The organism is Burkholderia sp. Ap-955 (assembly GCF_011753045.1).
Lineage (GTDB): Bacteria > Pseudomonadota > Gammaproteobacteria > Burkholderiales > Burkholderiaceae > Burkholderia > Burkholderia lata_D.
The window spans coordinates 150,034-162,278 of the sequence record NZ_VWWH01000003.1 but is presented as its reverse complement, the minus strand read 5'-3'; the positions used below and the strand labels follow the sequence as shown (position 1 = coordinate 162,278).

The 12,245-nt window shown below is 63.3% G+C and carries 11 protein-coding genes; 9 read left to right on the top strand and 2 right to left on the bottom strand.

Annotated elements, in window-relative coordinates; all coding sequences use genetic code 11:
* Window positions 1–101: 101 nt before the first annotated feature.
* From hemA to F3J15_RS02935, 9 genes are all read left to right on the top strand, one after another.
* Window positions 102–1,292 (top strand): 5-aminolevulinate synthase, encoded by a 1,191-nt coding sequence (hemA, locus tag F3J15_RS02975; protein WP_166887556.1) that lies wholly within the window; start codon window positions 102–104, stop codon window positions 1,290–1,292.
* 17 nt (window positions 1,293–1,309) lie between these two features.
* On the top strand, window positions 1,310–2,143 hold the full coding sequence (locus F3J15_RS02970; RefSeq protein ID WP_166887553.1) for a TauD/TfdA family dioxygenase: 834 nt from the start codon (window positions 1,310–1,312) through the stop codon (window positions 2,141–2,143).
* Window positions 2,140–3,108 carry a ketoacyl-ACP synthase III family protein gene (locus tag F3J15_RS02965; RefSeq protein ID WP_166887550.1) on the top strand — a complete coding sequence of 323 codons (969 nt, stop codon included), beginning with the start codon at window positions 2,140–2,142 and terminating at the stop codon, window positions 3,106–3,108. Before F3J15_RS02970 ends, F3J15_RS02965 begins: the two co-directional genes overlap by 4 nt.
* Window positions 3,105–4,262, top strand: a complete 1,158-nt coding sequence (locus F3J15_RS02960) for a hypothetical protein (protein ID WP_166887548.1) — start codon at window positions 3,105–3,107, stop codon at window positions 4,260–4,262. The genes F3J15_RS02965 and F3J15_RS02960 overlap by 4 nt, the downstream gene beginning before the upstream one ends.
* A gap of 49 nt (window positions 4,263–4,311) precedes the next feature.
* Entirely contained in the window at window positions 4,312–6,192 is a 1,881-nt protein-coding gene (locus tag F3J15_RS02955) for a phenylacetate--CoA ligase family protein (RefSeq protein ID WP_166887545.1), read from the top strand.
* Complete coding sequence (locus tag F3J15_RS02950; protein ID WP_345891475.1) at window positions 6,189–7,394, top strand: aminotransferase class V-fold PLP-dependent enzyme; 1,206 nt, start codon at window positions 6,189–6,191, stop codon at window positions 7,392–7,394. The genes F3J15_RS02955 and F3J15_RS02950 overlap by 4 nt, the downstream gene beginning before the upstream one ends.
* Window positions 7,387–8,604 (top strand): MFS transporter, encoded by a 1,218-nt coding sequence (locus F3J15_RS02945; RefSeq protein ID WP_166887542.1) that lies wholly within the window; start codon window positions 7,387–7,389, stop codon window positions 8,602–8,604. Before F3J15_RS02950 ends, F3J15_RS02945 begins: the two co-directional genes overlap by 8 nt.
* A 570-nt stretch (window positions 8,605–9,174) precedes the next feature.
* Complete coding sequence (locus F3J15_RS02940; protein ID WP_166887539.1) at window positions 9,175–9,630, top strand: VOC family protein; 456 nt, start codon at window positions 9,175–9,177, stop codon at window positions 9,628–9,630.
* Window positions 9,631–9,670: 40 nt separating this feature from the next.
* Window positions 9,671–10,249: a hypothetical protein gene (locus tag F3J15_RS02935; RefSeq protein WP_166887535.1), complete on the top strand. Its 579-nt coding sequence runs from the start codon at window positions 9,671–9,673 to the stop codon at window positions 10,247–10,249.
* A gap of 35 nt (window positions 10,250–10,284) precedes the next feature.
* Here the strand turns inward: F3J15_RS02935 and F3J15_RS02930 are convergent, their stop codons facing one another.
* Both F3J15_RS02930 and F3J15_RS02925 read right to left on the bottom strand, forming a co-directional pair.
* Window positions 10,285–11,193 carry an ABC transporter ATP-binding protein gene (locus tag F3J15_RS02930; protein ID WP_069251604.1) on the bottom strand — a complete coding sequence of 303 codons (909 nt, stop codon included), beginning with the start codon at window positions 11,191–11,193 and terminating at the stop codon, window positions 10,285–10,287.
* A 45-nt stretch (window positions 11,194–11,238) separates the two neighbouring features.
* A complete protein-coding gene (locus F3J15_RS02925; RefSeq protein WP_166887532.1) occupies window positions 11,239–12,213 on the bottom strand; it encodes an ABC transporter permease in 975 nt (324 codons plus the stop codon).
* Window positions 12,214–12,245 lie beyond the last annotated feature (32 nt).

The window sequence follows — 12,245 nt, the reverse complement described above, 5'->3', positions numbered from 1 at the left end:
TCCAGTCGAGGCATCTTGATTCGGTCAATTAATGATTTTCCATTCCGGCGACCAAGCGCCGGCCATAGCTTTCGTACTGGATACAACCAAGGGTGGGAATAATGTCTACGGTTGAAGCGAAACTCAACTACGCCGAAGTGTTCGGCGATGTACTGGATCAACTCAAATCGACGGATGCCTATCGCCATTTTCTGACTTTCTCACGCAGCGCCGGTCATTTCCCGTTGGCGAACTACCAGGGAAAGACGATCGAAGTGTGGTGCAGCAATGACTACTTGGGCATGGGGCAGCACGAAAAGGTGATTGCGTCGTTCGGGCATGCGCTGGAGCAGTTCGGCGCGGGCTCTGGAGGGTCACGCAACATTTCCGGCAATACCGGCGCGCACGTCGATCTGGAGCAGCACCTGGCCCGGCTGTACGGCCGAGATAGCGCGTTGATCTTCAACAACGGTTATCTGGCCAATACGGAAAGCCTGGGCGTGCTCGTTTCCGTGCTCAGCGACGCGGTCGTGTACTCCGACGCGTTCAATCATCGCTCGATGATCGAGGGCATCAGGAAGTTCAAGGGCAAGAAATATATCTTCAAGCACAACGATCTCGTTGATCTCGAACGCGGCCTGGCCGCCGAACCGTTCGAGCGACCGAAGCTGATCGTCTTCGAATCGGTGTATTCGATGGACGGCGACTTGGCACCCGTGAAGGAGATCGTGCGGCTCGCGAAGCGATACAACGCACTGACCTATATCGACGAAACCCATTCGGTCGGCGTGTTCGGCCCCAAGGGGCTGGGCCTGTGCGAAGCGCTGGACGAACATGGTGTCGACTTCATCCAGGGTGGTTTCGGCAAGGCAATCGGCACCTCCGGCGGTTTCGTCGTGGGTGCTCGCGATGCCGTCGACTGCATCCGCAGCCTGTCGCCGGGCTTCATCTTCACGACTTCGTTGCCACCGGCCCTGATGGCCGCGACGCGCACGAGCATCGACCACATCGTCGGCGACACGGCACGCCGCGAGACGCTGTTCAGGAACGTCGCCTATCTGAAAGCCGCGTTGCGCCGGCACCAGGTCGACTTCGTCGATGCCGAGAGCCATATCGTTCCGATCATCATCCCCGGCCTGGAAAAGATCAAAAGGGTTTCGCGAACGCTGTTGACCGACCACCAGATCTACGTCCAGCCGATCAACTTCCCGTCCGTTCCGCGAGGCCAGGAACGTTTTCGCGTGACCGTGACGCCAGACCATTCCACCGCACAGATCGACCGGTTCGTGGCGGCACTCGAATCCACCATCTGATCCAGACAGGGAACATCATGCAAATCAAGCCAGTCAGCGATTATGTCGGCGCCGAAATCCACGACATCTCGATCCGCGATATCCGCAACCCGGAGATCCGCGAGCAAGTGCTGCAGGCCCTGCACGACAACGAACTGCTGATATTCAAGGATCTCGAGATCTCCCCGGGCGAACAGGTAGAACTCGCACGCCTGATCGGCGAACCGGTGCCCTTCGTCATGAGTCAGTACCGCCACCCTGAGCATCCTGAGATCATGATCTCGTCGAACGAGGTGGTGAACGGAAAGGCGTATGGCGTACCGCGCGTGGGCAATTTCTGGCATCAGGACTCGTCATATACCGATAACCCCACCACCTATACGCTGTTGCACGGCATCACCATTCCGGCGTCGAGCGGCGATACGCTGTTTTCCAGCGCCCGCGATGTCTATGCCCGCCTGCCCGATACGTGGAAGAGAAAGATCGAAGGCCGCCAGGCGGTCCACACGGTGCGCAAGCGCTTCAAGGCCCGCCCGGAACACGTAGGCTATTCGATCGCCGAGATCATGCAGCACGCGGAAAAGCTGCATCCGCCGGTCACGCATGACCTGGTCAAGGTCGACGCGCGAACCAGGCGGCCGTACCTGTATGGCGCCAGGGACTACCTCGATTACGTGATCGGCTTCGACGCGAACGAAAACCAGGACTTCCTGACGCTGCTGGAAGAACTGGTGACAGACAGCCGCTACGTCTACCGCCACCGGTGGACCAAAGGCGATCTGCTGTTGTGGAAGACGGAAACCGCCTATCACGCGGTCACGCCCGTCGAAGACAACCATGCACGCACCGTGCATCGCGTGGCGGTGAAATGAGCAGCGCTGTCGGTGTAACCGATTTCGAGACGCTGGTGCCCGCGCTCACCGTCTCGCGCCAGGACCTCGTGCGCTGGTCGGGGCTGGAGCCCGGCGACCTGGACGAGATCCTTCCGGCGTCGGCGGTATCGGTGTTCGACGCCGATATCCCTGACTGGCGGTACGCGGCCCAGGTAGCCGCCACCGTGATCGAGCGGCAAGCCGTCGATACGAAACGGATCGGTTGGGTGATCTACTGCGGGTCGGGCGTCTGGGATGCGCCGTTCTGGTCGCCTGCCGCGAAAGTCGCGTCCGAACTCGGCTTGACGCACGCGCATTGCTTCGAGGTCGTCAACTTCTGCAACGCTGGCGCGACTGGCCTGTCCATTGCGCGCGACAAGGTGGCCGCGCGGCCGGGTCATCTTGCGCTCGTCATCATCTGCGACCGTCTGAGCCGCGTCATCGACCGGTCCGACGCGCAATCGCGCGCATTGTTCAACTTCGGGGACAGCGCCACCGCCGTGCTGGTCGGTACGGACCGCCCGCTGCTGACACTGCGGGGGGACGAGATGCGCACCGACCCTTCGTGGTGCGACATGTATCGCGGCCGGCTGCACGACAGCCGAACCCTGGTGCGAAAGCACTACGAACGCCGGGGCCTGAAACGGCGCTACATCGATGCGTTCGTGGAACTGCTCGGCCTCTGCCTGTCTGGTGCCTCCGTGGCGATCGAGCAGTTGCGCTACCTGCTCATCAACCAGGGCGATCGGGACGTCCACGAGAGTTTGCTGAAAACACTCGATCTTTCGGCGGAGCGAAGCGTCTTCAACTACCACCTCGACGGCCATCTCGGCGGCGGCGACAACTGGATTGCACTGCGTCAGTTGTTCCAGGCAGGCCGGTTGCAGCGCGGAGATATCGTCGCGATGGCAACCAGCGCGATGGGGTTCAGCTGGGGCATGTCGCTCCTGGAGGTGTCGCAATGAAAATCCTGATCCTGCATCAGGCACCGTTCAAGAAGATGCGCTACGACCTCGTGCTCGACCATCGCGAACACGACCTCACCTATATCGGGCTCGACAAACACCTGCGCGATCTGCCGGACGGACTGGCATGCCGTCGGATCGTCCTGCCGCCGGACGCCGACGACGACCTCGTTCCGGCGGTACTGGCGCGCGTATCCCCCGACGACGGCTTCCGTTCCGTGATCGCGCTATCCGAATACGGCATCCTCGAAGCGTGCCGGATTCGGGCAGCACTCGGTATCGCCGGCCCGGCGTACGAACAGATCGAACTGGTGCGCGACAAGGTCAAGATGAAACGGCGCATCGCCGAAGTCGGCTCGATACGCTATCCGCGCTTCATCGAGCGGGCTGAGGACGTGGCGACGCGAAGATGGAGCGGCAGGACGATCAGCAAGCCGCGCGATGGCGCATCGAGCCGCGGCATCGTGGTCCATGACAGTTTCGACGCCGCGATAGACCACCTCGAACGTCACGATGGCTGGGGCAGCCATGAAATCGAGGAATATGTCGATGCGCCGCTCTACCACTTCGACGGCGTGGTGGTGGACGGCAAGATCGAACATTTCCTGCCGAGCCGCTATATCAATACGCCGCTCGCCTACCTGTCCGGCGAGCCGGTCGGCTCGTTCCAGGTCGAGCAGAGCCCGGTATTCGATGCGTTCGCGCATCAGGTCGTCGAGGCCCTGGGGATCCGCCACGGCTGTATCCATATCGAGGCCTTCTTCGACGGCGAGACCTGCATTTTCCTCGAGGCCGCCAACCGTCTGGGCGGTGCCCGCATCGTCGAAACCCATCAGTTGCGCACTGGCGTTCACCTGCCGTCGATCGAGCTCAGCGACTACCTGAAGCTGCCGGCTCCGGCGGCTGCCGCATCGTCCCCGGCGTACTACGGCTTCCTCCTCTACCCCGGCCATCATCGCCCCAACCTGCCCGAACTCGTCGTGCCGGACGATGTCGCGCGAAGCCCACTACTGATCGAGCTTCAGCGCAATGACCGGCCGGTGGAACAACTGACCTACGACGAAGCGCAGATTCCGCTGTCGCTGGTGGCTCGCGCCGATTCGCCGGAACAGCTCGAGCACTTTCTCGGCCACTGTCTGCGGCGTATCGCTTAGCCCGGCATCCTCTGACCGCCTCGTTCAATCGCTTGCCCGAACCCTCACCATGCACGACATTACCGATCGCATCATCACCCTCTCGTCACTCTTCGACGCACTTCGGAAGCAAACCGACTGGCGTCGTCAACTGACTCCGCGACAAGTCGGTGAAATTACCGCCCTGTTCGATCCTGTCGCACTCAAGCAAGCTGTCTGGCGTGGCCTCGGCAACCTGCACGCGCTGCCGTGGATCTACCACGCCGATCGCAACGACGTCACGGAACTGCGCCCGCGCGGCGTCATTACAGTCACCGGCTACAGCCTGCAGGCTCAGTGGCGCGGTGTTCTGCTGGCCTGGCTGACCGGGAATCGGGTGGCGGTGGAAAGCGAGTTTGTTTCGTTTTGGGAGGCCGTCTCAGAGGTCGCGGCGCAGCAACGCACCTTCTTGCCGTTCGCGTTTTCGCTGAACCCTGAACCTGACGATGGCTCGCTGCGCGTAGAAGTGCCGCCGCTGCGTTTGCCGGACGACGGCAATGCCGAAGATCCCGGCGCAATCCGCTATCGAATCGGCCCGGGAACTGCCGTGCCTTATCCGCTGGAACTGGATTTGTCGCATTCGTGGAGCGCCGTGCTGGTCGAAAAAACCTACCTGGCCGGCACGTCGCTCACCGACGCGCGCCGCCAGGCGAGCACGGCCAGCCGATCGCTGCGCCTCGACAGCCGGGTGCGCTTTCTTTTTCACGAGATCCGGCAGCTTCCCTACTATCGCGGGCTGACGCTCCCCGACACGATCTCGACCTTCGGCGATTTTCCGGTGCTGGACAAGGCCACGCTCGAGGCTCATTCGCCGCCTTACGGAAACGGCATGGGGTCCGGCGCACTGCCGACCGGCGAAGTCCTGGTATCGGGCTCCAGCGGCGGAAAGAAACGCTACATTCCCTATTCACGTCATGACTGGCAAAGCATGCTGCAGGAAGCCGTGCAGATGTTGTACGACTCCGGTTTGACACCGGGCGACAAGGTCGTCAACACGCTGTACGGCGGACATTTGTACGGCGGCATGTTGACCAGTTCCCAGGAACTCGCCCTGATGCCCGTAGAGTCCTATACGGTCGGGCAAAACGTGACACCGGAAGAACTGGTCCATTTGCGCCAGGCGTTCGGCATCAACGTCGTGATCGGCATTCCCAGCCTGCTCGAAACGCTGCTGGACGGCGCCAAGCGGATTGATCCCGCATTCCGGATCGAGAAGGTCATCTATGGCGGCGCGGCCTGGCAGGAAAGCCGCAAGCGATGGTTGAAGACCGAGTTCGGCGTCAGCGTGGTTCGCAGCATCCTTGCGGCCAACGATGGCGCGCAGATCGGCTACCAGCCCGAAGATCTCGGCGGCACCGTACATCTGCTGGTCGACGACTACAACTATGTCGAGATCGTCGACGACGACGGTAAGCCGGTGCCCGATGGTCAGCAGGGCCACATCCTGATCACCAACTGGCAGAAGTTCGAATACCCGCTCGTCCGGTACCGGATCGGCGATCTGGGCCGAATCGTCGCGCACCCGCAAGGGCGCGCGCTGGAATATCTGGGGCGCGGCGACGGGCTGATCATCCTCAATGGCCGACAGGCGCTCTATCACCAGGAAATCGTCGACGCTCTGGCACATGTGCCGATCATCCAGTTGCAATTGAGCATCCGCCGCCATCGGCAATACGAAACGCTGCAAGTCAATGTCGAGTCGCCGGAACACCTCGACACGCGCGGGCTGAGAAAGCATCTGATCGATACGCTGCCAGCCTTGCAATCGTACGACATGGTGTCCGACCAGTTGCTGCAATTCGAGGTGGAGGTCGTCCAGTTGGCGCAGGGCACGCTGACGCGCAACCCTGTCAGCGGCAAGGTACGTCTCGTCGAGGACCATCGCCAGAGCGACCTGGAGACAGCGTCGTGATCGAAGCGAGATCCTATCCTGCCCTGCAGCAGGGCCTGTTTCAGCGCGAGGTATTGCTGATGGGTGCGGGCCCCGTCCCGCAACCGCTCTCGGTACGGCAGGCCAATATGCATGTCGCAAGCCATCTCGGCCCGGACATGAACGACGTGCTCGATCAACTGAAGGACATGGCGCGTTATGCGTTTCAGACCGCAACGCCGTGGATTTTCGGCCTGGCCGGCCCCGGCTCGGCTGCCGGCGAAATGGCGCTCGCCAACCTGGTGAACGCCCGATCGCGCGTCCTCGCCATCGTCGGCGGTCATTTCGGCGCGCGTCTGGCCGAGATGGCCACGCGCCTGCAATCAGGCGTGGAGGTCTTCCAGTTCGACGGTCACGCGCGCTTCCCGATCGAGCAGTTCCAGCAGCATCTGGCGCGCTACCGGCCCGGCCTCGTCACGGTGGTGCACGGTGAAACTTCGTCGACCACGATCAATCACGCGCTGCCGCAGATTGCGGCGCTGTGCCGCCAATACGAGGCCCTGAGCGTGGTCGACGCGGTGTGCACGGTGGGCACCACGGCGTTGCCGATGGATGCATGGCAGCTCGACGTGGTGTTTTGCGGCGGTCAGAAGGGACTGTCGGCGATCCCCGGCGTGTCGCTGATCGCCTTTTCCGCCAATGCCTGGCAACGCGTCGCGAAGCGCGACTTCAAGCCCGCCCACTGGTGCCTCGACGCCGCCCTGGCACATGCGTTCTGGCACGAGCACCGCTACCACTACACGGCCCCCGTCAACGGTCTGTTCGCGTTGCACGAGGCGCTGCGCCTGCTGAACGAGGAGACCTTGCCTGCCCGTATCGAGCGGCATCGTTCGTGTTCGACGGCCGTGCAGGAGGCACTGCTCGAACTGAACCTGACGCTGGCCGCGCCCCCGCCAACCCGTCTGCACTCGGTGATCGGCTTTCATCTACCCAGCGGGATACAACCGGACGCGTTCGTCGCGCGCTTGCGCGACCAGCATCGCATCGAGATCTCGACCTCCTTCGGCCTGCCGCTGCTGCGCATCGGCCAGATGGGGGAACAGTGTCGCCCGCAGGCCGTACTGCGCCTCGTGGCCGCACTCGGCCACTGCTTGCGGCAAGCGGGCCGGGAACTGGACATCGACGGGATCGTGGACGAAACCGAGGCTCGGCTCGCTTCGCGGGAGCTGATGCCGAATGACTGACGCCCCAGTACTGCGGCCGCTACTCTCGCTGGCCTTCCTGCTGAACTTCAGCCGGGCATTGACGTTCACTTTTTTCCCGATCTACCTGTCGACGAGCCTCGGGTTCTCGGCCGTGCAGGTCGGTTATGCGCTCGGGTGCTCCGTGATGATCGCGACGCTCGGGGGCATTTACTGCGGGATCCTGGTGGACCGATTCACACCGTTGCGCGCGTTGCTGCTGGTCATCGCGATATCTGCCGCGATCTATGCGCTCATTCCGATGACAGCGCGATTCTCGTTGATTTTCGCGTGCCTGGTGGCCATCGAACTGGCATTTACGACGATGCATCTGTCGATCAAGTCCCTGCTCACCGGGATTCTGCCCGAACAGCAGCGCAGCGCCGCGTTCTCGGCGAATTACACGATCATCAATCTGGCGTTCTGCACGGCGCCGGTGGCCGGGCTCGCTCTCAGCCACTGGTCGGCCCTGGCACCGATGCTCGTTTCTGCCGCATTGAACCTGAGCGCGCTGGCCGTCTTAATCGCCTGCGCGCGACGCTACCGCACCGTTGCGAACCTGGCTGTTCCGCAGGCCGGATCGCAACCGCCGTTGAGGGAAATCGTGGCCGTGCTGGCAGGCGATAGGCGGCTGCAGTTGTTCACCCTCGGAGGGCTGTTCAGCTCTCTCGTCTACGCAAGATTCACGACCTATCTGTCGCAGTATGTCGGGCACGCGACGGACACGGCTCGGGCCGAGACGCTGATTTCATTTGCCACGGCCGTCAATGCCGCTACCGTTATCCTGCTGCAATACCTGGTAGGCAGCCGGATTTCCCATCGAAACATGCTCGCGGCCGTGATGGCCGGCAGTGTCATGCTGATCGCAGGGTTGCTCGTTTACGATCATTCGATGCTGGTTGCCTTCTGGATCGTCGGCACGCTCATCTTTACGCTCGGCGAGATCCTGATCGTGCCTTCGGAATTCATGTTCGTCGATTCGATCGCCCGCAACGACATGAAGGGGGCCTATTTCGGCGTTCAGAACATCTCGATGCTGGGTGGCGGATTGAATACCATCCTGTGCGGATTTCTGCTCAACAGCCGAGTCGGGGCGCACGCATTGTTTTACATCATGGCCTGCTTTGCCGCGACAGGCTGCTTGTTCTATATCGCAGGCGTGCGACATCGAGCGGGGACGCAACGTATCGAGCAGGCGAATATCGAAGCCTGACCTCCGGCGTCGGGCGCGCCGCGATATCCCGATGTCGCGTTCCGGTTTGCAGGTTCACGGCCGGCGCCGGTGAAAAGCCCGGCGATGAATACCTCCTGAAGTCCAGCCCCCCGCCGCATGCACCCGCGGCCGCGACCTGCAGCGAGACCGCTTCGCTACCCATCGCCCCGGCGCGCTGTACCCCGACGGGCCGATCGCCCGACAGCCGGCCGGCAGCGAGATCTCCGGCGGCATCGGGCAGGATGCTCGAATGACCGAACCAGGCGCGGTCGAAGTCGATGTGCTCGTTCATCAGCAGCAGGAACCGCCGGTCGAATTCGTCGACGTGCGCCGCCCTTCCCCGAGACGCTCGATTCGTTTGTAGAATCAGCGCGTTAGCCGTTCACGACACGGCGAAAGACACGATTTCTCGGCTGCCGTCCCGGCGACGCCCCTGCGGCCCGTCATCGCCTCGGTCCGGGCGTCGTATCAGCCGTTTCCGAGTCAGGCACGGCGATAAATTTTGTTCAAGCCCCGCCCCGCGAGGCCCGACAGGATCGAGCGACACCCACCCCCAAACCGGAGGGCACCATGGCGATTCACGAAGTGTTTCCCTATTTGCGCGCCAAGCGCGCGGACGACGCCATCGCGTTCTATGCGAAGGCGTTCGGCGCGCAGGAGAAATTCCGTCTCGTCGAGCCGTCGGGACGCATCGGCCACGCGGAATTGCAGCTCGGGCCGTGCACGCTGATGATCTCGGACGAGTTCCCCGAATACGATATCGTCGCGCTCGACCCGGACGGCAAGGCGCCGATGTCGCTTCACCTGCACGTCGACGACGCCGACGCGACGATCGCCGCCGCGCTCGCGGCCGGTGCGCAGCTGACACGCGCGATCCAGGACCAGTTCTACGGCGAGCGTTCCGGCAAGATTCGCGCCCCGTTCGGTTACGATTGGCTGATCGGGCATACGATCGAAGCGGTCGAACCCGATGAAATGCAGCGGCGTTACACCGCGCTGCTGTCCGGCGACCAGCCGAAAACCTGAATGGCGCACCGCGCGCCGGTCGATCACCCCGACATTCGCGATGCACTATCACCCCGACGACATCTACCGGCTCTACCGAAGCGTACCGACGCTGCTGCTGAACCGTCCCGCGCCGGCCGAACAATTTCTGGCCGCTGCCGTCGAGACCGGAGCCGAACTCGGGCACGTGCTGCGCGACTACCCGCAGGTCCGCTATCAGCCGCTCGACTTCCACTACCTGTGCCAGCAAAGCCTGTCCGTGCTGGACGACGCGCTGCTGGCCGACCTCACGCACGACGAGGAACATGGATGGCGCGGCGCGCAGTGGGCCGCGCTGTTGATCGCGTTATCGGGCGACGCGCGCCATCTGCCGCACCTCGACGCCGTCAGGCGCCATCGCGGCGTCGAGTGGACGGCCGGGCTTGCCGACGCCGCCGTCCTCCCGGAGGCCGCGTCCGACGGTTTTCGCTGCTGCCGGCTGATCGTCGACCTCCGGACTCAGCTCGCGTCACTGCCGCGCGTCGCCGTGCGCCTGCGGAAGCCACCCCCGCCGGAAATCGTCGCGGCCACGGCAGCGGCCGTCCGGGCCGCGTATCGCCGCGGCGATGTCGCGAAGGCGCTGGCAATCGCCCGCAGCTAGATTCGTCGCAACCGTCCGACCGCTTTCTTCACGGCTTACTCGACGTTGTCCGACACATCGGTCATGCGGATCATGTGCGGCCTCACGCCGTCGTCGATGGCCACCGCCTCCTTCGGATGGATCAGCGCCTCGAGCCGCGCCTTCGTCGCGATGAACTCGGGCGTATTGACCTGCGAATAGTCGCGCGGCCGTGGTACGGGCACCTCGATCAGTTCCTGCACCGCCCCCGGGTTCGCCTTCAGCACGAGAATCCGGTCCGCCAGAAAGATCGCCTCGTCGAGATCGTGCGTGATGAACAGGATCGTCACGTCGATGTTGCGCCAGATGTCGAGCAGGTGTGTCTGCATCCTCGCCCGCGTCTGCGCGTCGAGCGCGCCGAACGGCTCGTCCATCAGCAGGATGCGCGGACGGTTCGCGAGCGCACGGGCGATCGCCACGCGCTGCTTCATCCCGCCCGACAACTGGTGCGGATACATCTCCGCGAACCGCGTCAGCCCGACCAGATCGAGCCACTGCAGCGCTTCGCGCTCGGCCTGGCCGCTGCTGCTGCCGTTCATCCGGAGTCCGAACATCACGTTCTTTTTCACGGTGAGCCACGGAAACAGCGTATAGCCCTGGAACACCATCCCGCGATCGGCGCCCGGCCCCTGCACGGGCTTGCCGTCGAGCAGCACCTCGCCGCTCGTCTGTGCATCGAGCCCGGCCAGGATGCGGATCAGGGTCGACTTGCCGCAGCCGGACGGTCCGATTACGCACACGAATTCGCGCCGGTAGGTACGGAAACTGATGTCGTCGAGTGCGGTGCACTCGCCCTGCGGCGTCGCGAAACGCTTGCCGACATGACGCACGTCGAGTATCACGTCGCGGGTTTTCAGGCGGGCGAAGCGCTCGCGCACGGCGTCGGACTGCATCAGGTAGTCGGGAACGGCTTGCGGGTTCTGCATGATGGCCTCTGCGGAAATCGGTCGATGGGTGGGCGTCAACGGACGTCACGCGTTCAGCGTGCGATCCCACGGAAACAGCTTGCGGCCGAGCAGCCCGAGCACGATGTCGGTGCCGAGGCCGATGATCCCGATCATCAGGATCGCCGCATACACGTTGTCGAAATGCTGGTAGCGCGCCTGCTGGCTGATGTACCACGTGATGCCCGAGCTCGTGCCGACGAGTTCGGCGACGATCAGGTAGGTCCAGGCCCAGCCGAGCAGGATGCGCTGGTCGCGATACAGGTCCGGCAGCACGCCGGGGATCACGACGTGCGTGAGCAGCTTCAGCTTCTTCGTGCCGAGTGTCATCGCGGCCTCGAACAGCCCGTATTCGAGCTTGCGCGTCGTGTTCGCGATGATCAGCACCTGCTGGAACAGCGTCCCGATCACGATGATCGCGACCTTCGGCGCATCGTAGATGCCGAGGATCGCGACCATCAGCGCGCCGAACGCCGGTGCGGGCAGGTAGCGGAAGAACTCCAGGAACGGCTCCTGCAACCGCGCGAGCGCACTGAAGGTGCCGCAGACGATACCGAGCGGCACGCCGATCGCTGATGAAATCACGAAGCCCCAGAAGATGATCCGGATGCTGTGCCACAGGCTCTCGTGCAGCCAGACGCCGTCGCGGGATGCCGGCGGGGTCGTGAACGCCGTGTAGAACGCGCGCAGCACCTGGTGCGGCGCGGGCAGGTAAACCGGGTTCGCGCGCACGCCTTCGGGCACGGCCGCACGGGTCGCTCGCGCATGTGCGAGTTCGTCGTCGAACACGTCGCGATCGATCTGCATGCCGGTCTGGAAGTAGTCGACGCTTCCCGGATTCGTGATGCGCATTTGCGGATGCCAGATGAACGGCACATAGCTGATCAGGCACCAGACGGCGAATGGCAGCAGGAAGGACGCCACGCCGAGCGTCCATTTTCCGCGGGTCGTCAGCTCGCGGCGCACGGCGAGCCATCCGGTCGTGTTGCGGGTCATTGGCATGTCAATCTCCGTATCGTTTCAGGTGCCGGTCG